Here is a 21,627-nt window from a genome sequence, read left to right as displayed (position 1 = left end):
TTCCATGCTCACCACCATCACCGTCTCCAGCGCCGAACAGTTCGCCGATGCGCTTGCCGCGCACCCGCGCGTGCTGGCCGATTTCAACAAGGACAACTGCCCTGGCTGCCGCATGCTCGACAAGTCGCTGGAGCGTTTCGCCGAGAGCGACACGGCGCAGGGCGTGACCCTGCTCAAGGTGAAGATGGAAGACGTGGGCGAGGACTTCTTCCGCGCTCAGGGCCTGCGCCAGACGCCGACGCTGATGCTGTTCCGCCAAGGCGAGGAAGTGGCGCGCGTGCCCGGCTTCGTGCCGCCGGCCAAGATCGACGAAGCGGTCCGCACGCATCTGGGTTGAGCGCTCGCGTTCCTCGTATCTCGTATCTCGTAGGAGCGGCTTCAGCCGCGACGGGCTTTCCCGATAGAGCCTGTCGCGGCTGAAGCCGCTCCTACGGTTCTTCGTCTCGTCCGACAGGCAAATCTCAAGCGAAAGCCTTTGCTCTCGTCTACCGGGAAAAGCTCGCGGCTAAAGCCGCTCCTACATTGCAGCTAGGGAAGTGCAGCACCCCTACCCACGCCCGCCCGCCGCATGCCCCTGCGCCAGCTGCCACAGGTGGCGCACGATCGGCATCGCCTGCGCGGTAGCCGGCAGCGCGGCCAGCGCCAGGCGCGCCATCGGCACGCGGCCTTCGATGTCCAGGTAGCGCACGCCGGGCAACTGCACCTGCGCGGTGGAGGCCGGGACCACCGACACGCCCAGTTCCGCGGCGACCAGGTTGACGATGGAGGACATCTGCGGCGCTTCCTGTTCGATCTTCAGTTCGAAGCCGGCCTGGCGGCAGGCATCGAGGATCTCGTCGTACAGGCTGGTGCCGAAGCTGCGTGGGAACAGGATGAAGGGTTCGCCAGCCAAGGCCGACAGCGGCGCGCGGCGCCGCTTGGCCAGGCGGTGCGCGGCCGGCACCGCGATCTTCATCGGCTCGTCGGGCAACTTGAGCAACTGCAATTCCGAGGGCGTGGCCACGCTGTAGCGGATGAAGGCCGCATCCAGCCGTCCCTGCAGCAGCGCGGCGAGCAGGCCGGCGGTGTTGGTCTCCTCCAGCGCCAGCGTCACCGCCGGCCAACCGCGGCGGAAGCCGCGCACCAGGGTCGGCACGATCGGGTTGAACGCGGCCGAGGCGGTGAAGCCGAGCCGCAGCACGCCGCTCTCGCCGCGCGCGGCGCGGCGTGCGGCATCGCCGGCGCGTTCCAGGTCGGCGAGCACGCGCCGCGCTTCGGTGCGGAAGGCGCGGCCGGCATCGGTGAGCTCGGCACCGCGCGGCGTGCGCACGAACAGCGGCGTGCCCAGTTCCTCCTCCAGCGCGCGGATCTGCTGGCTCAGCGGCGGTTGCTGGATGCCCAACTGCGCGGCGGCGCGGGTGAAGTGTCCGGCCTCGGCCACGGCCAGGAAGTAGCGCAGGTGGCGCAGTTCCATGTCATATCCAGAACATATAGAGAGTCGGCCGATCATATATTGGACGCCGGGTGATGGCAGGCGAATACTGGCCCTCCGTTTCCCGCCACCCCCCCACACCGTGAACGCCTCCAGCCAATGCCCGCCGGTGCACGCCGTGGACGATGCGCCGCTGCTGCGTATCCGCCTGGCGCTGTTTCTGGCCGGCTTCGCCACCTTCTCGCTGCTGTACAGCGTGCAGCCGCTGCTGCCCGCGTTCGCGCGCGAATTCGGGGTCAGCGCCGCCGCCAGCTCGCTGCCGCTGTCGCTGGCCACCGGCGGTCTGGCGATCGCGATCTTCTGCGCCGGCGCCGTGTCGGAAACGCTGGGCCGGCGCGGGCTGATGTTCGTGTCGATCGCGCTGGCGGCGCTGCTCAACCTGCTGGCGGCCTGCCTGCCGCACTGGGGCGCGCTGGTGGCGGTACGTGCGCTGTCGGGCATCGCCCTGGGCGGCGTGCCGGCGGTGGCGATGGTGTACCTGGCCGAGGAACTGCCGGCGAGCCGGCTCGGCGCGGCGACCGGGCTGTACGTGGCCGGCAATGCGTTCGGCGGCATGATCGGCCGCATCGGCATGAGCCTGCTCACCGACCACTTCGACTGGCGCATCGCGCTGGCCACGCTGAGCGTGGTCGATCTGCTGGTCGCGGTGGGCTTCGTATGGCTGCTGCCGCCGTCGCGGCACTTCGTGCGCCGCCAGGGAGTGAACCTGCGCTTCCACCTGCGTGCCTGGGGCGGGCATCTGCGCGATCGCCATCTGCCATGGCTGTTCGCGATCCCGTTCCTGGCGATGGGCGTGTTCGTCAGCGTCTACAACTACGCCGGCTTCCGCCTGGGCGGCCCGGAGTTCGGGCTGAGCCAGAGCCAGCTCGGCATGATCTTCAGCGCCTACGTGTTCGGCATCGTGTCTTCCTCGGTCGCCGGCGCCGCGTCGGACCGCTTCGGCCGCGGTCCGGTGGTGCTGGCCGGCATCGCCACCGCGGCGCTGGGCGTGGCGCTGACCCTGGCGCATGCGCTGGTGCCGGTCATCGCCGGCATCGTGCTGCTGACCATCGGCTTCTTCGTGGCGCACTCGGCGGCCAGCGCCTGGGTCGGGCGCCTGGGCGGCCAGCACAAGAGCCATGCCGCCTCCCTGTACCTGCTGGCCTACTACGCCGGTGCCAGCCTGATCGGCTCGCTCAGCGGGGCGGCCTGGCAGCACGGTGGCTGGAACGCGCTGGTGGCCTGCTGCCTGGTGCTGCTGGGCATCGGCCTGGTCGCCGCGCAGGTGCTGCGCCGCGGCGCCGACGACAGCCGTCCCTATGGCCGCTTCGGGCCGCATCCGCCGCGCGGCGAGTGAGCCGCGCCGCCATCAGCCAACGAGGGCTCCGCGATGCAGATCGACCATCTCGACCATCTGGTTCTCACGGTCGCCGACATCGAGGCGACCTGCGCGTTCTATGCGCAGGTGCTGGGCATGCGCGTGGTGACCTTCGGCGAAGGCCGCAAGGCGCTGGCCTTCGGCGCGCAGAAGATCAACCTGCACCGGCATGGGCATGAGTTCGAGCCCAAGGCGCGGGTGCCCACGCCGGGCTCGGCCGACCTATGCTTTCTCACTGCCACGCCGCTGGGGCAGGTGGTCGAGGAACTGCGTGCCGCCGCCGTGCCGATTGAGCAGGGCCCGGTTCAACGCATCGGCGCCCGCGGTCCGATCCTGTCGGTGTACATCCGCGATCCCGACGGCAACCTGATCGAGATCGCCAACCCCTTGTGAGCGCAGGCGCCGTAGCGCCTGCACGGCGCGGTCATTCCGAATAGCTGACCGACAGGGTGACGTTGGCGTAGCCGCCGCTGCCGCCGACCAGGCGGAAGAAGTAGCTGCCCGTGGCCGGCAGCGCCATCTGCACGTTCTGCGTGGTGCCGTTGCGCAGCGAACTGTAGTCGGCATTGCTGCCGTCGGCGCCGGGGGCGCGCACCGCGCGTGCGTACAGCTTGAGCTGGCCGCTGCCGCCGAGCGTACGCAGTTGCAGGTTGCGCGCATTCACCGGCACGTCCAGGCGGTACAGCGGCCCCTGGCCGGCCGCGGCCGACAGCTTGCTGACAGTGCCGCGGCCCACGCTGATCGCCGTGGCCTCGTCGCCGCCGCCGCTGGCGCCGGCGGCACGGGCGACGGCCTTGGCGGCGTTGAGGATGCCGGCGCCGATGTACGGGGTCTGCTTGTTCGGGAAAGGAATGGAGGTCTGGGTCAGGATGTCGCGCAACTGCGCCTGCGAGGGCACCGGGCGGTTGGCGTTGAGCGCGGCGCTGATCGCCAGCGCGACCACGCCGGCCACGTGCGGCGAGGCCATCGAGGTGCCGGCGTAGCCGGCGTAGGCCGGCTGGTCCGGGCCCTTTTCGCCGGTGTTGAGCGTGGACCAGATCAGGCCGGTGCGCACCGAGCCCGATCCGCTGGCGGCGTCGTTGGCATAGACGCCGCCACCCGGGGCGGACAGGGTGATGGTGTTGCCGTAGTTGGAGTAGTAGGCGCGGCCACCGGTGATGCCGTTGGCCGCCACGTTGATCACGCCCGGGCAACTGGCCGGCGAATAGCCGGCGGCATCGGCGTTGTCGTTGCCGGCCGCCACCACCACCACGCTGCCGCGCGCGATCGCGCTGGAGATGGCAGTGGAGGTCACCGAATCCTGCGCACAGGAACTGCCGCCGCCCAGGCTCATGTTGATGACTTCGGCCGGATTCGGATTGTCCGGCACGCCGTCGACGTGGCCGCCGGAGGCCCAGACGATGGCATCGGCGATGTCGGCGGTGGTGCCGCCGCAGTGGCCGAGCGCGCGGATCGGCAGGATCTTCGCATCCGGCGCCACGCCGGCCATGCCGATGCCGTTGTTGGTGCGCGCGGCGATGGTGCCGGCGACGTGGGTGCCGTGCCAGGAACTGCCTTTCTGGTCCTGCGGCTGCGCGCAGCCGCCGTTGGCCACCAGGTACTTGTCGTCGGTGGTCCAGTCGCCGGTGTCCCAGCCGCCGGCCACGCGCCCGTTGCTGGAGCGGCCGGACAGCAGCGCGTCGCTGATGAAGTCGTAGCCGGCGCTGGCCAGCGAGGTGTCCAGGTCCGGATGGGCGGTGATGCCGGTATCGATCACCGCCACCACCACGCCCTGGCCGGTGCCGTACTGCCAGGCCGGCACCAGGTCGATGCCGCCGCGGTTGGGATAGCCGGTGGTCTCCGGCGCGAGCGTTTCCAGGTGGCCGTCGGGCGTGCGCAGGTGCCACTGCACGGAGTAGCCGGGATCGTTCGGTGCGGTCGCCGCGCTGGCCGTGGCCTGCGCGGTGCTGCGCACCGGCTTGAGCAGCAGGTTGGGCTCCACGTGCGCGATCGCGGGGTCGGCCTTCAAGCTGGCGATCAGCGTCTGCAGCTGCGATGGCGTCAACGCACGGCTGGGCCGCACCAAGTCGGCGCCGATGGCGAGCCGGCGCACCCGGTTCAACGCCGGCGCGGCCTGCCGGTAGCTGCTGGTCCAGGTGCTGGCGGTGCTGCGCGCGGCCATGATCTGGTTCAGCGTGGCGCTTGCCGCGCGTGCGTCGCGGACGGCGCTGCTGCCGTCGCGGTAGGTCACGATCAGACCGTCGTAGACCGTGGATTGTCCGGGCGCGGCCTGGGCCAGGACCGAAAAGCGCGGGGCGGTCTGCGCCTGCGCGGTGCCGGCGAGGGCCAGGCCCAGCGACAGGGCGAGCAGGTTGCGGGAAAGCGGGGTGGCATGGGTCATGGCGATGTCTCTGCGAAGAGCGATGGAAGGCGTGGAGATCACGAAAGGGGCGACACCTGCGGCCGCGTCACCAGCTGAAGCCGGCGCCGGCGGACACGCTCTTCTCGCTGCCGGAGAAGGCGCCGCCGAGCGAGACGCTGGCGCGGTTGCCGATCGCGCGCTGGTAGCCGACCGCCAGCGCGCTTTCGCCGCCCTGCGAACCGACACCGACGCCGACCCTGTTGGCCCCGGCCAGGCCGGAGGTGTTGGTCGCCATGCCGGCGTAGGCGGCACTGACTGCGCCCATGCGGTCGATGCGCCGGTCCAGGTGCTGGAAGCGCTGGTCGGTGTCGGTGCGCAGGCGGGTCAGGTTGTCGTCCCAGCCGGCCATGCGGTTGTCGGTGTAGGCCTTGGCGCTGCTCAGCGTGGCGCTGTCGCCGGCCTGCATCTGCGCGACGTTGACCGCATCGGTGGCGGCGCTGCCGGCGGCGACATTGCTGATCTGGCGTTCGTTGCCGGCGCTGCCCACCGAGACGGTGTTGGCGCGGGTGGCGGACGAACCCCGGCCGATCGCCACGGCGTTGGTCGCCGAGACCGAGGCGCCCTGGCCGATGGCGGTCCCGGACGCGGCGGTGACCGTGGCGCTTTCGCCCACCGCCACGGCATTGGTGGCGCTGGCACTGATGCTGGCGTTGGCGCCGACCGCGGTGCTGCCGTCGGCGTTGACCTGCGCGTTGCCGCCCAGCGCCGTGTCGTTGGGCCCGTAGGCCAGCGCATTGGAACCGATCGCCGTGCCGTTCTGGCCGTTGGCGGTGGCCTGCGCGCCGACCGCCACCGCATTGGTGCCAGTGCCGACAGTGGGACCGCCAGTGGCGCCGCTGCCCACCGCCACACCTCCGCCACCGCTCTGCACCAGGTTGCCGACCCGGGCATCCAGCGCCGAAAACGCGCCGTCCAGCGCCGACAGCGCCGAGCCGACGTTGCCGTAGCTGCGGCTCTGAATCAGGTAGCTGCCGCCATTGAAGCTGCCATCGCCGCCCACCGCACTGCCGGCACCGAGCGCACTGGCGATGCTGCGCAACTGCAGCACGTTGACCGCGTCGGTGTCGGCGGTGCCGGCGGCCACGTAGGTGAGCTGGCGCAGCGCGCCGTCGTTGCCGAAGGCGACCGCGTTGTCGCGGTCGGCCATCGCACCTGCACCGATCGCCACGCTGTTGGCGCCGGTGGCGGCGCTGTTGTAGCCGAGTGCGACGGTGCTCGCGCCCATTGCGGTCGCACCGCTGCCCAGTGCAGTGGCGCCGTTGCCGTTGGCGCTGGCGATGCTGCCGAAGGCGCTGGCATCGACACCGTCGGCGTAGGCCTGACCACCCACCGCCATGGCGTTCTCGCTGGTCGCCAGCGCCTGCGCGCCCAGCGCCACGCTGTGGATCGCATCGGCATGGCTGTCGAAGCCCAGCGCCACGCCGTAATCCGACAGCGCCCAGCTGCCGGCGCCCACGTTCACTGCGCCCAGGCCGTTGGCTTGGGCGGAAACGCCGCTGTTGCTGGCGCCGATGCTCACGCTCTGCTGGCCGGAAGCCGAGGCGCCTTCGCCGATCGCCACACTGCCGTCGCCGCTGGCGGTGGCGGTGTAGCCCATCGCGGTGCCGAAATAGCCGGAGGCGGTGCTGTAGCCGCCGGCCGCGGTGGCACCGACGTTGGACGCCAGGGCGGCGTAGCCGAAGGCGCTGGCCTGTTCGCTCTCGGCACGCGACGAACCGCCGACGGCGGTCGCATAGATCCCGCTGGCCGCGGAGGTGGACCCCACCGCGGTGGCGCTGTCGCCATCGGCGCTGGCGTTCCAGCCCAGCGCGCTGGCGTTGCCGGCGGTGGCGGCGGCGGCCGTGCCGATCGCCAGCGCACCGAAGCCGGTGCTCTGCGCGCCGGCGGAATCGCCGTTGGCGCTGCCGAAGAAGCTGCCGCCGATCGCGATGGCCGAGGTGCCGCTGGCCACCGCACCGTCGCCCATGGCGATGGCGGCGCTGTCCGATGCCACGGTGTGGTGGCCGATGGCGATGGCGAAGGCGCCGGAGGCGTCGGCGCGTGCGCCCATCGCCACCGCGCGCAGGCCGGCGGCGCTGGCGTAGTCGCTGCCGTCGTTCAGCCCTTCGGCCAGGAAGTAGTGGGTGGTGTTCTGGCTGCCCGGTTGCACGTCCTGGGCGGTGGCGTCCTGCGGCGTGGTGTCGGCGGCGTCGGCGCTGTCGGTCTCGGCGCCGGGGTTTGCGGCGGCGGTAGCGCGTTGTGGCGTCTGCGTGGCCGCAGCGGCGAAGGCGCTGGCGGGCAGGCTCAGTGCGAGCAGCAATGCGGCGGTCAACAATCGGTCAGACGTCTGCGGGAGGATGGACGAGGACGACGACAGCGGGCGCGCACCGGCGCGCAGGGCGTTGGGCAGAAAAGGCATGGTCGGTTCCGGGGCTGGGGCCGGGAGCGTCGTCCCGACAACGAGTCAGGCCCGATTAAGGCCGCAAGCCCTACGGCCCTTCAATGCACGCAGATTCACCGCTTCCTCACGGTAGACTCACCGTCATGGGAGTCCGGGTGAGATGGGGTGCGCACTCTCCGCCGGTCGCGCTCGCCGCGCGGCTGTGGCGGCGCCTCTCGCTGTGGCTGCGCCGGGTGCCGATCGCCGACCCGCTGGACCGGCGCAACGCGCCGGCGCTGCAGGTGCTGTTCGTGTTCCTGGGCAGCGAGATTCCGCTCAACAAGCTCTATCACCTGCTGACCGCACCGCGCATCGAGATGGGCACGGTGCAACTGGCGGTGGACGTCGGCACCGATGCGGCGATCGCCGCGGCGGCCTGGGCCGCGGTCTGGATGATCCGCCGCGGCTTGCTGAAACAGGCCACGGCCATGTTCATCGCGGTGGTGCTGTGCTCGGCGGTCGCCGCCAACCTGGCGTTCGGCTACCAGCTGCAGGCCTTCGATCCGTATCCGATGATGATGCTGACCCTGGCCGCGCTGGTGATCGGGCGCCGTGCGCTGTGGCTGGTGTACCTGTGCATCCCGCTGATCTTCTGGCTGGGCATGGAAAGCCCCTGGGGCCAGGACCCGCACGGCACCCGCAGCCCGTTCCAGAACCTGCCCTCGCTGGCGCTGAGCTACCTGATGATCACCCTGGTGCTGGACCGCACCGTCGCGGCGCTGCGCGAGAGCCTGTGGCGTGCGCGGCGCAGCGCCGCGCGCCTGCGCGTGGAGATGCGCGAACGTGCCCAGGCGCAGCAGCGCCTGCTGCATCTGCAGAAGATCGAGCTGGTGGAACAGCTGGCCAGCGGTGTGTCGCACGACTTCAACAACATCCTCAGTGCGATCCTGGGCTACACCGAGCAACGCCACTGCGTGCACGAACTGGACTATCACCCGCCGCGCGATGCGCTGGTGCTGGCCGAGGCGCTGGAAGGCGTGGCGCTGGCCGCGCACCGCGGCGTGGCGGTCAGCCGCAAGCTGCTCAGCTTCAGTCGCCGCGAGGCCAGCGTGCCCGAGCGCTTCGACGCCGGCGAAGCGCTGCGCAGCCTGCAGCCGATGCTGCGGCAATTGTTGGGCGCCACCGTGCAGGTGCGGCTGGACCTCACCGCCGACCCGGCACCGGTGTTCCTGGACCGCAGCCGCTTCGACCTGGCGCTGCTCAACTTCGCCGCCAACGCGCGCGATGCGATGCCTGGCGGCGGCGGTTTTTCGCTGCAGCTGCGCCGCGACGGCGAGGCCATCGCCATCGCCATCGCCGATACCGGCGTGGGCATGAGCGAGGCGGTGCAACGGCGCATCTTCGAGCCGTTCTTCACCACCAAGCCGGCCGGGCAGGGCACCGGGCTGGGCCTGGCGGTGGCCTTGGAGATGGCGCAACAGGCGCAGGGCAGCCTGCAGGTGCGCAGCACGCCCGGCGCCGGCACCTGCTTCGTGCTGCGCCTGCCGCTGGCCGGGCTCAGCGCTCCTGCGGCATGAGCAGATAGCCTTCGCCGCGCACCGCGCGCAATGGCAGCGCGCTGCCGGTGCGCTCGTGCACTTTCTGCCGCAAGCGGTGCAGCAACGCGTCCAGCCGGTGCGGGTCGATCTCCAGCCCGGCATTGCCGCCGAGCATGCCGATCAGCGCATCGCGGCTGACCAGCCGCCCGCGCGCCTGCCACAGGCTCTGCAGCACCTTGCGCTCGGAGGCGGTCAACGGCACCGCCTGCCCGTCCGGCGCGAACAGGCACCAACCGTCGTCCTGCAGTTGCCATTCCTCGCTGGCCGGCGCCGCCGGCCGCAGCATGCGCCGGGCCACGCTGAACAGGGTGGCGGCGAGGATCTCGATCTGCACCGGCTTGATCAGGTAGGCATCGGCGCCCTGGACCAGCCCGCGCACCAGATCCGGCTGCTCGCCGCGGCCGCTGAGGATGACGATGCCCATGCCGGGGTGGCGTTCCTGCAGCTGCTGGGTCAGGGTGAAGCCGTCGCTGTCGGGCAGGCCGATGTCGAGCACGATCAGGTCGAAACGGTGCGCCTCCAGCGCCGCCCACAGCGCCTGCGCGGTGCGCAGCGGCGTGGCCTCGAAGCCGTGCCGCACCAAGCCCGGCAGCAGCACGCGGTCGCGCAGCACATCGTCGTCCTCCAGCAACGCCACCCGCAGCGGGGTGTTGGCGGCAGCAGCAACGAACGGGGGCGGGATGGGATCGGGAACGCGGCTCACGAGGCGGAATCGGCGAAGGGACGGCATTCCTCACGGAGCAGCGTGCGGCGTCGAGGACGCCGTGACCGCTGAGCATCCTGCCGCGTCCTGGACAGTAGCCAGTTTCCAACGGGCTTTCAATGCGCGCTGCAACGCTTCAGCGGCCGCGGCGGCCCGGACTTGCGTTGCCGCCGCGCGCACCCAAGATAGGAAGGCGTCGCGCCATCGGCGCGCGCCTCCACCACGTCCGGGACCGCCACGATGTCGCAGTTGCTGCAGGATCACGCCGCGTCCGCGCAGGCCGCGTCTTCCGCGCTGGAGGCGTTCGTCGACCGCCATCGGCGCCTGTTCGTGCTCACCGGTGCCGGCTGCAGCACCGACTCGGGCATACCCGACTACCGCGACGCCGCCGGCGACTGGAAGCGCGCGCAGCCGGTGACCTACCAGGCCTTCATGGGCGAGCTGGCGACGCGGCAGCGCTACTGGGCGCGCAGCCTGCTCGGCTGGCCGCGCTTCGGTCACGCCCGGCCCAATCCCACCCATGCCGCGCTGGCGCAGCTGGAAGCGCGCGGCCAGGTCGACGTGCTGCTGACCCAGAACGTGGACGGCCTGCACCAGGCAGCCGGCAGCCGCGCCACCATCGACCTGCACGGGCGCCTGGACGTGGTGCGCTGCATGGGCTGCGAGCGGCGCATGCCGCGCGAGGCGTTCCAGCAGCACCTGCTGCAGCACAACCCGCAGTGGGCGACGCTGCAGGCCGCACCGGCGCCCGACGGCGACGCCGACCTGGAGGGCGAGGATTTCGCCAGCTTCGTGGTGCCGGCCTGCGCGCACTGCGGCGGCGTGCTGAAGCCGGACGTGGTGTTCTTCGGCGAGAACGTGCCGCGCGAGCGCGTGGCCAGCGCGTTCGCGCATCTGCAACGCGCCGACGCGGTGCTGGTGGTCGGTTCGTCGCTGATGGTCTATTCCGGCTTCCGCTTCGTGCAGGCGGCGGCCAAGGCCGGCCTGCCGATCGCCGCGGTCAACCTGGGCCGCACCCGCGGCGACGACCTGCTGAGCCTGAAGGTGGAGCAGCCCTGCGCGCAGGCGCTGGCGTTCCTGCTGCCGGCAGCCGAGCGCGTTCCGAATCCCGGCACGAACTGATCCATCGGCAGTGGTTGATCGCGCTGCGCGGCAGGAGTGCAATGACTGCCTCCCGCGCCGCGCGCGGCGTTTCCACGGATCTGCATCGTGAGTCAGTTGTTCTCGCCCCTCGCACTGGGGCCGCTGTCGTTGTCCAACCGCATCGTGATCGCGCCGATGTGCCAGTACTCGGCCGAGGACGGCCGTGCCAGCGATTGGCACACCCAGCACCTGGGCCAACTGGCGCAGTCCGGCGCCGGTTTGCTGATCCTGGAAGCGACCGCGGTGGAGCCGCGCGGGCGCATCAGCTACGCCGACCTGGGCATGTGGGATGACGCCACCGAGGCGGCGCTGGACGCGGTGTTGCGCGCGGTGCGGCGCTGGTCGCCGATGCCGCTGGGCATCCAGCTCGCGCATGCCGGGCGCAAGGCGTCCACGCACAAGCCCTGGGACGGCGGCGGCGCGATCGCGCCGGACCAGCCGAACGGCTGGCAGACCGTGGCGCCGTCTGCCCAGCCCTTCGCCGCCGACGGCGTGCCGCCACAGGCGTTGGACCAGGCCGGCATCGACGCCATCGTCGAGGCGTTCGTGGCGTCGGCACGGCGCGCCGAGCGCCTTGGCGTCGCGCTGATCGAACTGCATGCCGCGCACGGCTACCTGCTGCACCAGTTCCTGTCGCCGCTGAGCAACCAGCGCACCGATGCCTACGGCGGCAGCCTGGAGAACCGCATGCGCCTGCTGCTGCGCGTGCATGCGGCGGTGCGCGCGGCGGTGGCATCGAGCATCGCAGTGGGCGTGCGCATCTCCGCCACCGACTGGGTCGACGGCGGTTGGGACCTGGCGCAGAGCGAGGTGCTGGCGCAGGCGCTGCAGGCCCAGGGCTGCGATTACCTGCACGTGTCCAGCGGCGGGCTGGACCGGCGCCAGCGCATCCCGGTGGCGCCCGGCTACCAGGTGCCGTTCGCCGAGGCCTTGCACCGCGCGGTGCGGATGCCGGTGATCGCGGTCGGCCTGATCACCGAGCCGCAGCAGGCCGAGGCCATCCTCGCCGAGGACCGCGCCGATGCCATCGCGCTGGCCCGCGGCATCCTCTACGATCCACGCTGGCCGTGGCACGCGGCCGCCGCGCTGGGCGCGCGGTTGCGCCCGTCGCCGCAATACCTGCGTTGCGAGCCGCATGGGGCGCGCGGCGTGTTCGACGCCTGACCGACGCGCCGCACGGTTGGCGGCCTCCACTTCGATTTCTTCAGGGAGCATGCAATGACGACGATTGGATTTCTCGGCCTGGGCACGATGGGCCAGCCGATCGCGCTCAACCTGCTGCGCGCCGGCCACGCACTGACCGTGTGGAACCGCAGCGCCGCGGCGGCGCAGCCCCTGCTCGAGGCCGGCGCACAGCAGGCCGCGCAACCGGCCGATGCGGTGCGCGGGCCGGTGTTGTTCTCGATGCTGGCCGACGACACCGCGGTGCGCGAGACCCTGCTCGAGCGCGGCGCACTGGACGCGCTCACCGCCGGCAGCGTGCACGTCAACATGGCCACGATTTCGGTGGCGTTGGCGCGTGAGCTGCACGCGCTGCATGCCGAGCGCGGCGTCGCCTACCTGGCGATGCCGGTGCTGGGGCGGGTCGAGGTGGCCGCGGCCGGCCAGCTCAACCTGCTTGCCGCCGGCGACGCCGCGGCCCTGGCGCGGGTGCAGCCCTTGCTCGATGTCATCGGGCGCAAGACCTGGTATTTCGGCGCCGCACCGGAACAGGCCAACGCGGTCAAGCTCGCCGCCAACCTGTGCCTGGCCAGCGCCATCGGCACCATGGCCGAGGCGTCGGCGCTGGTGCGCGGGCACGGCGTGGACGCGGCCGATTTCCTCGACATGCTCACCAACACCGTGTTCGCCGCACCGGCCTATCAGACCTACGGTGGCATGATCGCCGAGCAGCGCTACAGCCCGGCCGGCTTCAAGGCCACGCTGGGCTTGAAGGACGTGCGCCTGGCGCTGAACGCCGGCGAGACCCGGCACGTGCCGATGCCGCTGGCGGCGGTGCTGCGCGACGCCTTCATCGAGGCGATCGCACACGGCGACGGCGAGCTGGACTGGGCGGCATTGGCCAAGGTCGCCGCGCGCCGCGCCGGCCAGGGCTGAGCCGGACGCGTGGATCTTCAGCGGGCCTTGGCGGCGCGTGCCGCACACTGCGTGCCCGCTTGAGCCTGGCGTGCGCTTGCCGCTAAGGTGCGGCGATTTGCTGGCGCATCACAGGAGGATGCCATGAGTCCGAATTCATCCGATCCCGGCGACAGAGCGCCGATCGAGCCGCCGCGCGCGGTGGTGCGCGAGGCCGTGCCCGGCCCCGATCATCCGGACCATCCCGACCATCTCCTGTACGCGCAGATCCGCGAGGGCGTGCATGCGCTGGACGCCGCCTGCGGCCGCGCGCCGGACGCGATCAGCGAGCGCATGGTGGCGCGGCTGCTGCCGCTGGCCAAGGAATACGGCTTCGACCAGGTCGACCACGTGGTGCTCAGCCGCGAGATCGGCGACGTGGAGGATGGCGAGAACGTGTTCCTGGTACGCGGCGACCTGGACGACCCGGCGCACCTGCGAGCGCACATCACCACCCACGAAGCGGTCGGCATGTCGGTGGAGGACTCGCTGGCGCGCCTGGAAAAGGTCAATCGCCGCCTGGCCCTGCGCCTGCGCCCGGAGTGAACGCAGGCGAGTGAGCAGCGTCCTGGGCTGAGCAATGTCCTCGGCGCGGCGTCAGCCGCGACCAGGTTTCAGGATAAGGATGGCTGAGCCCCTCTCCCCCCCGTGAGAGGGGTTGGGGTGAGGGTCCGGCGCGCAGGGCACCCGGTGTGTTTCGACTGCGCGAGGCTGCGCCCGCACCCTCATCCGCCCCTTCGGGGCACCTTCTCCCGATGGGAGAAGGAAGTGCCGTTCTGTGCGGGCTTCTTCGGTCGTCGCTGCATGACAATTGATCTACCGCTATTGCGTGGTCGGCTGTCCCGACTCCCCAATCCCCAATCCCCAATCCCCAATCCCCGCCTTTCCCCTATCATCGGCGGATGCGCCCCGACTACATCCTGACCCTGTCCTGCCCGGACCGTACCGGCATCGTCTTCCGCGTCAGCGGCCTGCTGTTCGAGCACGGCTGCAATATCCTCGATGCACAGCAGTTCGGCGACGAGGAAAGCGGCCGCTTCTTCCTGCGTGTGCATTTCGATGTGCCCGCCGACGGCATCGTCGCCGCGGTGAAGGTGCAACTGGAGCCGCTCGCCGCCGACTACGCGATGGACTGGCAACTGCACGACGCGCGCCGCCGTGCACGCCTGCTGGTGCTGGTCAGCAAGCAGGGCCACTGCCTCAACGACCTGCTGTTCCGCGCGCACAGCCGGCAACTGCGGGTGGACATCGCCGCGGTGGCCTCCAACCATCCCGATTTCGCCGCGCTGGCCGGCTCCTACGGCGTGCCGTTCCACCACCTGCCGGTGAGCGCGGCCAATCGCGCCGAACAGGAAGCGCAGCTGCTGGCGCTGGTCGAGCGCGAACGCATCGACCTGGTGGTGCTGGCACGCTACATGCAGATCCTGTCGCCGACGCTGTGCGCGGCACTGGCCGGGCGCGCGATCAACATCCACCACAGCTTCCTGCCCAGCTTCAAGGGCGCGCAGCCGTACCACCAGGCGCACGCCCGCGGGGTCAAGATCATCGGCGCCACCGCGCACTACGTCACCGGCGACCTGGACGAAGGCCCGATCATCGAGCAGGACGTGGCCCGCGTGGACCACGCCATGACCCCGCGCGAGCTGGTGCGCCTGGGCAGCGATACCGAGTCGCAGGTGCTTGCCCGCGCGGTGCGCCGCCACGTCGAGCATCGCATCCTGCTCAACGGGCATCGCACGGTCGTGTTTCGGTGAGGCGGGGAGTGGGGAATCGGGATTCGGGATTCGGGATTCGGCATTCGGGATTCGCCAAAGCCTGCAGGGCCGTCGGCACATCGGTGATCAGCCAGGCCGCTTTTGCGAATCCCCAATCCCCAATTCCCAATCACGGCTCAAATCGATAACCCGCCCCGTACACCGACCGCACCCAGTCCGCGACGCCGGCGTCGGTGAGCTTGCGGCGCAGGTTCTTGACGTGGCTGTCGACGGTGCGGTCGGTGACGATGCGGTGGTCGAGGTAGAGCCGGTCCATCAGTTGCTCGCGCGAGTACACGCGCCCCGGTGTGGCGGCGAGGGTGCGCAGCAGGCGGAACTCGACCTGGGTCAGGTCCAGGTCGCGGCCGTGCACGCTGGCGCGGCAGGCGTCCTCGTCGATCTGCAGGCCCGGCGCCGGCGCGCCGTTGGGATCGTGGCGATGGCGGCGCAACACCGCTTGCACCCGCGCCACCACCTCGCGCGGGCTGAACGGCTTGCAGATGTAGTCGTCCGCGCCGATCTCCAGGCCGAGCAGGCGATCGATCTCCTCCACCCGCGCGGTGACCATGATCACCGGCACCGCGCTTTCCCTGCGCAGGTCGCGGCAGATCTCCAGCCCGTCGCGGTTGGGCAGCATCAGGTCCAGCAGCACCAGGTCCGGCTTTTGCGCGCGAAAGGCGCCCAGCGCCTGCGCGCCATCGGCGATCCAGTCGTGCGAATAGCCGGCCGCATGCAGGTACTCGCGCAGCACCGCAGCCAGGCGCGGTTCGTCCTCGACGATCAGCACGTGCCCGATCGGATCCAGGCTGCTCATGCGGCCAGCGCCGGCAAGCGCAACACCACGCGCAATCCGCCGAGCGCGGAGGCCTCGGCGTCGATCGTGCCGCCATGGGCCTCGGCGATGTTGCGACAGATCGCCAGGCCCAGCCCACTGCCACCGCTGGCGCGGTTGCGCGAGGCCTCGGCGCGGTAGAAGCGTTCGAACAGACGTGCGCGCTTGTCCGCCTCCACGCCCGGCGCACTGTCCTCCACTACCAGTTCCAGCACCGCGTCGCGGCGCGCGCAGCGCACCTGCACGATGCCGCCGGCGTCGGTATAGCGCAGCGTGTTCTCCAGCAGGTTGCCGAGCAGTTGCTGCAGGCGGCGCTCGTCGCCGTCCACCTGCAGCGGCCCGGCCTGGATCTGCACCTGCAGTTGCAGGTGCGCGGCGGCGAAGCGCGCGCGCATGCCGTCCATCACGGCGGGCAGGATCACCGCCAGGTCGACCGGCGCGCGCCGGTAGGCGAGCGCGCCGACGTCGGTCAGCGACACGTCGTACAGATCCTCGATCAGCTTGCCGAGTTGGCCGATCTGCTGGTGCAGCGAACCCAGCGAGTCGCGCGTCATCGGCCGGATGCCGTCCTGCAGCGCTTCCAGTTCCGCACGCAGCACCGCCAGCGGCGTGCGCAGTTCGTGCGAGATGTCGGCCATGAAGTCGCGGCGTGCGCGTTCGTTGTGCTCCAGCGCCTGCGCCAGCAGGTTGAAGTCGCGCGCCAGCTGGCCCAGTTCGTCGCGCGCGCCGGCGTCGATGCGGGTGGCGTAATCGCCGGCGGCCAGGCGGTGAGTGGCGCCGGCGAGGCCGCGCATGCGCTGCAGCAGGGCGCGCGACAGCAGCCATCCGAGCAGCGCGGCGACCACCAGCGAGGCGCTGCCGATCATCCACCATGCGTGCTGCTGCGCCGCGTAGAAACGCGCGTCTGCCCCCGCCAGCGCCTTCTGGAACGGCAGCATCGCCATCCAGCCGACGGTACGGCCGCCGACCACCACCGGACGCAGGATGTCGTCGCGTCCGACGTCGGGATTGCCGATTACCGGCGTGTAGTCCTGGTCGAGCAGCGCGAAGCGAAACACCGCGCCGGTCTGGTCGGAAACCGGCGGTGCCATGCGCGGCGTGCCGATGCCATGCTCCGGGCGCATCAACACGAACCAGACATCCGGATTGTCGCGCACGAAATCCCAGTTGCCATGCCGCGCGTACTCGGCCCTGACCCGCGGCAAGGTCTCCAGCATGCGCTCTACCCCTTGTTGGTTGAGGTAGTCCAGGAACTGGCGTTTGACGAAAGCCTGTACGGCCAGGCCGTTGATCAACAGCACCGCCACGCACGCGGCGAGGATGGCGAGGAACAGCTTGGCGGTGAGGCCCAGTTTCATCGGAGGCAATGCGGCGCGGGAACGGCAGATGCTGCGTATTAGCCGCGTCGCAGCAAGGGAAAGCAAGCGAATCCGCGCCATCGCCGGCGATCTCCAAATTTGCTGCACATTTGCGCCCTAGCGTGGCCACCTTCGGATCTCCCGTGAGTGCGCCGCATGCTGCTCGTCGTCCGCCTTTTCTCTCTTTCGTCCTCGCGCTGGCTGCTGCTCGCCGCCATCGCCACGGCCGTGGCCGCGTGTTCCTCCAAGCCGCCGCCGCAGATGCCGCAGACGCAGGTCGGCGTGCAGACGGTGAAGGCGCAGCGGCTGGCGGTGGACCAGACCCTGTCGGGACGCACCGTGGCCTACATGAGCTCGGAGGTGCGCCCGCAGGTCGGCGGCATCCTGCGCAAGCGGCTGTTCGCCGAGGGTCAGGACGTCCGCGCCGGACAGGTGTTGTACGAGATCGATCCGGCCAGCTACCAGGCCGCATACGACACCGCCAAGGGCGATCTGGCGCAGGCCGAGGCAGCGGTGTTGTCGGCCAGGCCCAAGGCGCAGCGCTACCAGACCCTGGTTGGACTGGATGCGGTCAGCAAGCAGGACGGCGACGATGCAGTGGCCACACTGCGCTCGAACGAGGCGGCCGTGGTCGCGGCCAAGGCGGCGTTGCAGACCGCGCGCATCAATCTCGACTACACGCGCATCACCGCGCCGATTTCCGGCCGCATCGGCACCTCCAGCTACACGCCGGGCGCGCTGGTCAGCGCCGGCCAGAGCGAGGTGCTGGCCACCATCAACCAGCTCGACCCGATGTACGTGGACGTGACCCAGTCCAGCGCGCAACTGCTGCAGTTGCGCCGCCAGCTCGATGCCGGCCAGCTCAAGGCGGTGAACGGCAAGGCGGAGGTGAAGTTGCAGCTGGAGGACGGCAGCACCTACGCACGCAGCGGCACGCTGGAGGTGGTGGATGCCGCGGTCGATACCGCCACCGGCACGGTCAAGCTGCGCGCGGTGTTCCCCAATCCCGATCATCTGCTGCTGCCGGGCATGTACGTCAAGGCGGTGCTGCCGATGGCGGTGGACGAGCAGGCCATCCTCGTGCCGCAGCAGGCGATCAGCCGCAACAGCAAGGGCGAGGCGGTGGCGATGGTGGTCGGCCGCGACAACAAGGTCGCCCAGCGCGTGCTGACCACCGGCGATGCCATCGGCGACAAATGGGTGGTGCGCGACGGCCTGAAGGCCGGCGACCGGGTCATCGTGCAGGGCCTGCAGAAGGTGGCGGTCGGCGCGGAGGTCAAGGCGGTGGAAGTGAGCGAGAGCACCGCGGCCGGCAAGGCCGCCGCCACCGCACAGCCGGCTTCCCACGGCACTGCCGCGGCGCCCAAGGCCGACTGAGGAACCGCCATGGCCCGCTTCTTCATCGACCGTCCCATCTTCGCCTGGGTCATCGCGATCGTGATCACCCTGGCCGGCGCGCTCTCGATCCTGTCGCTGCCGTTGGAGCAGTATCCCGACATCGCTCCGCCGTCGATCAACATCAGCGCCACCTACACCGGCGCCTCGGCGGAGACCGTGCAGAACTCGGTGACGCAGATCCTCGAGCAGCAGATGACCGGCCTGGACCACCTGCTGTACATGTCCTCCAGCAGCAGTTCTGCCGGCACTGCCTCGATCACCCTGACCTTCGATTCCGGCACCGATCCGGACACCGCCCAGGTGCAGGTGCAGAACAAGGTCTCGCAAGGCGAGGCGATGCTGCCCGAGGCGGTGCAGAGCAATGGCGTGACCGTCACCAAGTCCATGGGCAGCAGCATGTTCATGGTGCTGGCCTTTACCTCCGAAGACGGCAGCATGGACAGCACCGACATCGGCGACTACATGGTGTCCACGTTGCAGGATCCGATCAGCCGGCTCAACGGCATCGGCGGGGTCAACGTGTTCGGCTCCGAGTATTCGATGCGGATCTGGCTGGATCCGGAAAAGCTGCGCACCTATGCGCTGATGCCTTCGGACGTGAGCAACGCGATCTCGGCGCAAAACGCCGACGTCTCCTCCGGCGCGCTGGGCGCGTTGCCGGCGGTGCAGGGCCAGCAGCTCAACGCCACGGTCACCTCGCGCAGCAAGCTCAGGACCCCGGCGCAGTTCGAGGCGATCGTGCTGAAGTCGCAGACCGGCGGCGCCACGGTGTACCTGCGCGATGTGGCGCGGGTCGAGCTGGGCTCCAAGTCCTACGCGTCCAGTTCCAAGTACAACGGCAAGTCCGCCTCCGGCATGGGCCTGGAATTGGCGACCGGCGCCAACGCGCTGGACGCGGCCAAGGCGGTGGAAGCCAAGCTCGAGCAGCTCAAGCCGTACTTCCCCGCCGGGCTCAAGTACGAGATCGCCTACGACACCACGCCGTTCGTGCGCATCTCCATCGAGGAAGTGGTCAAGACCCTGCTCGAGGCGATCGTGCTGGTGGTGCTGGTGATGTACCTGTTCCTGCAGAACTGGCGGGCCACGCTGGTGCCGGTGATCGCGGTGCCGGTGGTGCTGCTGGGCACCTTCGGCGTGCTGGCGTTGCTCGGCTATTCGATCAATACGCTGACCATGTTCGCGATGGTGCTGGCGATCGGCCTGCTGGTCGACGACGCCATCGTGGTGGTGGAGAACGTCGAGCGCCTGATGAGCGAGGAAGGCATGTCGCCGCGGCAGGCGACCTATACCTCGATGGGGCAGATCTCCGGCGCGCTGGTCGGCATCGCCCTGGTGCTGACCGCGGTGTTCCTGCCGATGGCGTTCTTCGGCGGCGCCACCGGCGAGATCTATCGCCAGTTCTCGGTGACCATCGCCGCGGCGATGCTGCTGTCGCTGCTGGTGGCGCTGACCCTGAGTCCGGCGCTGTGCGCCAGCCTGCTCAAGCCGATCGAGCAGGGCGGGCACGTGTCGCGCAAGGGCCCGCTCGGGCGCTTCTTCGGCTGGTTCAATGCGCGCTTCGACCGCGGCGCCGACGGCTACGGCCGCGGCGTGGGCAAGCTGATCGGCCACCGCAAGCTCGGCGGCTTGGTCTATCTGGTGTTGCTCGCGGTGATGGCGCTGCTGTTCTGGCGCCTGCCCAGTTCGTTCCTGCCCGACGAGGACCAGGGCATGCTGATGGTGATGTTCACCACGCCGGCCGGCGCGACCCAGCAGCGCACGCAGCAGTCGATCGACCAGGCCGCCGCGTACATCCTCAAACAGCCGGAGGTGGCCGGCATGATGACCATCACCGGTTTCAGCCTGGCCGGCAGCAGCCAGAATTCGGGCATGGGCTTCATCAAGCTCAAGGATTGGGTCGAGCGCGACGCTTCGGCGCAGGAGATCGCCAACCGCATCACCGGCGCGATGATGGGCACGCTACCGGATGCGCAGGTGTTCGCGCTGTCGCCGCCGGCGATCAACGGCCTGGGCACCACGTCCGGCTTTACCCTGGAATTGCAGGACGTGGCCGGCAAGGGCCACGACGCGCTGGTCACCGCGCGGCAGCAACTGCTGCAGCTGGCCAACGCCGATAAGGAGCTGAGCGCGGTGCGCTTCAACGGGTTGGAGGACGCGCCGACCTACCGCGTGCAGATCGACGACGCCAAGGCCGGCGCGCTGGGCCTGAGCGCTTCGGACATCAACGCCACGCTGGCGACGGTGATGGGCGGCAGCTACGTCAACGACTTCCTCAACAACAACCGGGTCAAGCGCGTCTATGTGCAGGGCGAGCCGGCCGCCCGCATGCTGCCGGCCGATATTGGCCGCTGGTACGTGCGCAACAGCAGTTCGGAGATGGTGCCGTTCTCGGCCTTCTCCAGCAGCCAGTGGGCGTATGCGCCGCAGGTGCTGAGCCGCTTCAACGGCGTGGAGTCGATGGAGATCACCGGCAGCGCCGCCAGCGGCATCAGTTCCGGCGAGGCGATGAACGGCATCGCTGCGCTGGTGGGCAAGGTCGGCAAGGACGTGGGCTACGCCTGGTCGGGCATGTCCTACCAGGAGCAGGCCGCCGGCGCGCAGACCTGGATGCTGTACGCGGTGTCGCTGGTGTTCGTGTTCCTGTGCCTGGCCGCGCTGTACGAGAGCTGGTCGATCCCGATCTCGGTGATGCTGGCGGTGCCGGTGGGCATCGTCGGCGCGCTGCTGGCAACGTGGCTGCGCGGGCTGTCCAACGACATCTATTTCCAGGTCGGCCTGCTGGCGACGATGGGACTGGCGGCCAAGAACGGCATCCTGATCGTGGAGTTCGCCAAGGAACTGGAAGAGAAGGGCCAGCCGCTGGTCGAGGCCACCCTGCATGCGGCGCGCATGCGCCTGCGGCCGATCCTGATGACCTCGCTGGCGTTCCTGCTCGGCGTGCTGCCGATGGTGGTCAGCAGCGGCGCCGGTTCCGGCGGCCGCCATTCGCTGGGCACCGGCGTGCTCGGCGGCACGCTGGTCTCGACCGCGCTCGGCATCTTCTTCGTGCCGCTGTTCTACGTGATCGTGCGCAGTCTGTTCCCCGGCAAACGCGCCGAACCGGCACCGGCACAGCTGCAGGAGGCGAACCCGTGACCA

At 70.2% G+C, this 21,627-nt stretch carries 17 protein-coding genes; 11 read left to right on the top strand and 6 right to left on the bottom strand.

What is annotated here, in order from left to right; genetic code table 11:
• Positions 1-4 precede the first annotated feature (4 nt).
• Positions 5-337, top strand: a complete 333-nt coding sequence (locus FHR56_RS17175) for a thioredoxin family protein (protein WP_019798422.1) — start codon at positions 5-7, stop codon at positions 335-337.
• Between the two features lie 210 nt (positions 338-547).
• On the opposite strand, the gene FHR56_RS17170 is transcribed toward FHR56_RS17175, so the two are convergent.
• Positions 548-1,453: a LysR family transcriptional regulator gene (locus FHR56_RS17170; RefSeq protein ID WP_160946996.1), complete on the bottom strand. Its 906-nt coding sequence runs from the start codon at positions 1,451-1,453 to the stop codon at positions 548-550.
• A 100-nt stretch (positions 1,454-1,553) separates the two neighbouring features.
• Between FHR56_RS17170 and FHR56_RS17165 the strand changes: the two genes are divergently transcribed.
• On the top strand, positions 1,554-2,807 hold the full coding sequence (locus tag FHR56_RS17165) for an MFS transporter (protein ID WP_160946997.1): 1,254 nt from the start codon (positions 1,554-1,556) through the stop codon (positions 2,805-2,807).
• A gap of 33 nt (positions 2,808-2,840) precedes the next feature.
• Positions 2,841-3,221, top strand: coding sequence for a VOC family protein (locus FHR56_RS17160; protein ID WP_160946998.1), 381 nt, complete (start codon positions 2,841-2,843; stop codon positions 3,219-3,221).
• 31 nt (positions 3,222-3,252) lie between these two features.
• Here FHR56_RS17160 and FHR56_RS17155 read toward each other — a convergent pair whose 3' ends face one another.
• Positions 3,253-5,208: a S8 family serine peptidase gene (locus FHR56_RS17155; RefSeq protein WP_160946999.1), complete on the bottom strand. Its 1,956-nt coding sequence runs from the start codon at positions 5,206-5,208 to the stop codon at positions 3,253-3,255.
• A 67-nt stretch (positions 5,209-5,275) separates the two neighbouring features.
• Complete coding sequence (locus FHR56_RS17150; protein WP_184502701.1) at positions 5,276-7,627, bottom strand: YadA-like family protein; 2,352 nt, start codon at positions 7,625-7,627, stop codon at positions 5,276-5,278.
• A 137-nt stretch (positions 7,628-7,764) separates the two neighbouring features.
• Here FHR56_RS17150 and FHR56_RS17145 point away from each other — a divergent pair, with 137 nt between their 5' ends.
• Positions 7,765-9,165, top strand: a complete 1,401-nt coding sequence (locus FHR56_RS17145) for an ATP-binding protein (RefSeq protein ID WP_160947001.1) — start codon at positions 7,765-7,767, stop codon at positions 9,163-9,165.
• Here FHR56_RS17145 and FHR56_RS17140 read toward each other — a convergent pair.
• Positions 9,146-9,889 carry a response regulator transcription factor gene (locus tag FHR56_RS17140; RefSeq protein ID WP_160947002.1) on the bottom strand — a complete coding sequence of 248 codons (744 nt, stop codon included), beginning with the start codon at positions 9,887-9,889 and terminating at the stop codon, positions 9,146-9,148. The genes FHR56_RS17145 and FHR56_RS17140 overlap by 20 nt on opposite strands.
• A 240-nt stretch (positions 9,890-10,129) precedes the next feature.
• Here FHR56_RS17140 and FHR56_RS17135 point away from each other — a divergent pair, with 240 nt between their 5' ends.
• From FHR56_RS17135 to purU, 5 genes are all read left to right on the top strand, one after another.
• Entirely contained in the window at positions 10,130-11,011 is an 882-nt protein-coding gene (locus FHR56_RS17135) for an NAD-dependent protein deacetylase (protein ID WP_160947003.1), read from the top strand.
• 87 nt (positions 11,012-11,098) lie between these two features.
• Positions 11,099-12,196 (top strand): NADH:flavin oxidoreductase/NADH oxidase, encoded by a 1,098-nt coding sequence (locus FHR56_RS17130; RefSeq protein ID WP_160947004.1) that lies wholly within the window; start codon positions 11,099-11,101, stop codon positions 12,194-12,196.
• A gap of 54 nt (positions 12,197-12,250) precedes the next feature.
• On the top strand, positions 12,251-13,129 hold the full coding sequence (locus FHR56_RS17125; RefSeq protein ID WP_160947005.1) for an NAD(P)-dependent oxidoreductase: 879 nt from the start codon (positions 12,251-12,253) through the stop codon (positions 13,127-13,129).
• 123 nt (positions 13,130-13,252) lie between these two features.
• Positions 13,253-13,693, top strand: a complete 441-nt coding sequence (locus tag FHR56_RS17120; RefSeq protein WP_019796585.1) for an XVIPCD domain-containing protein — start codon at positions 13,253-13,255, stop codon at positions 13,691-13,693.
• A 356-nt stretch (positions 13,694-14,049) separates the two neighbouring features.
• Positions 14,050-14,901, top strand: coding sequence for a formyltetrahydrofolate deformylase (purU, locus tag FHR56_RS17115; protein ID WP_160946068.1), 852 nt, complete (start codon positions 14,050-14,052; stop codon positions 14,899-14,901).
• A gap of 130 nt (positions 14,902-15,031) precedes the next feature.
• Here purU and FHR56_RS17110 read toward each other — a convergent pair whose 3' ends face one another.
• Both FHR56_RS17110 and baeS read right to left on the bottom strand, forming a co-directional pair.
• Positions 15,032-15,715, bottom strand: coding sequence for a response regulator (locus tag FHR56_RS17110; protein ID WP_160946069.1), 684 nt, complete (start codon positions 15,713-15,715; stop codon positions 15,032-15,034).
• Positions 15,712-17,091, bottom strand: coding sequence for a sensor histidine kinase efflux regulator BaeS (baeS, locus tag FHR56_RS17105; protein ID WP_160946070.1), 1,380 nt, complete (start codon positions 17,089-17,091; stop codon positions 15,712-15,714). Before baeS ends, FHR56_RS17110 begins: the two co-directional genes overlap by 4 nt.
• A gap of 156 nt (positions 17,092-17,247) precedes the next feature.
• Between baeS and FHR56_RS17100 the strand changes: the two genes are divergently transcribed.
• Together FHR56_RS17100 and FHR56_RS17095 are read left to right on the top strand one after the other, a co-directional pair.
• On the top strand, positions 17,248-18,468 hold the full coding sequence (locus FHR56_RS17100; RefSeq protein ID WP_160946071.1) for an efflux RND transporter periplasmic adaptor subunit: 1,221 nt from the start codon (positions 17,248-17,250) through the stop codon (positions 18,466-18,468).
• Positions 18,469-18,477: 9 nt separating this feature from the next.
• Complete coding sequence (locus FHR56_RS17095) at positions 18,478-21,624, top strand: efflux RND transporter permease subunit (RefSeq protein WP_160946072.1); 3,147 nt, start codon at positions 18,478-18,480, stop codon at positions 21,622-21,624.
• Positions 21,625-21,627: the final 3 nt, after the last annotated feature.

Source organism: Xanthomonas sp. F10, from assembly GCF_014206815.1.
In the GTDB taxonomy this organism is placed as follows: Bacteria; Pseudomonadota; Gammaproteobacteria; order Xanthomonadales; family Xanthomonadaceae; genus Xanthomonas_A; species Xanthomonas_A indica.
The sequence above is the reverse complement of the archived record's forward strand: the minus strand, read 5'-3'. Positions and strand labels throughout refer to the sequence as shown.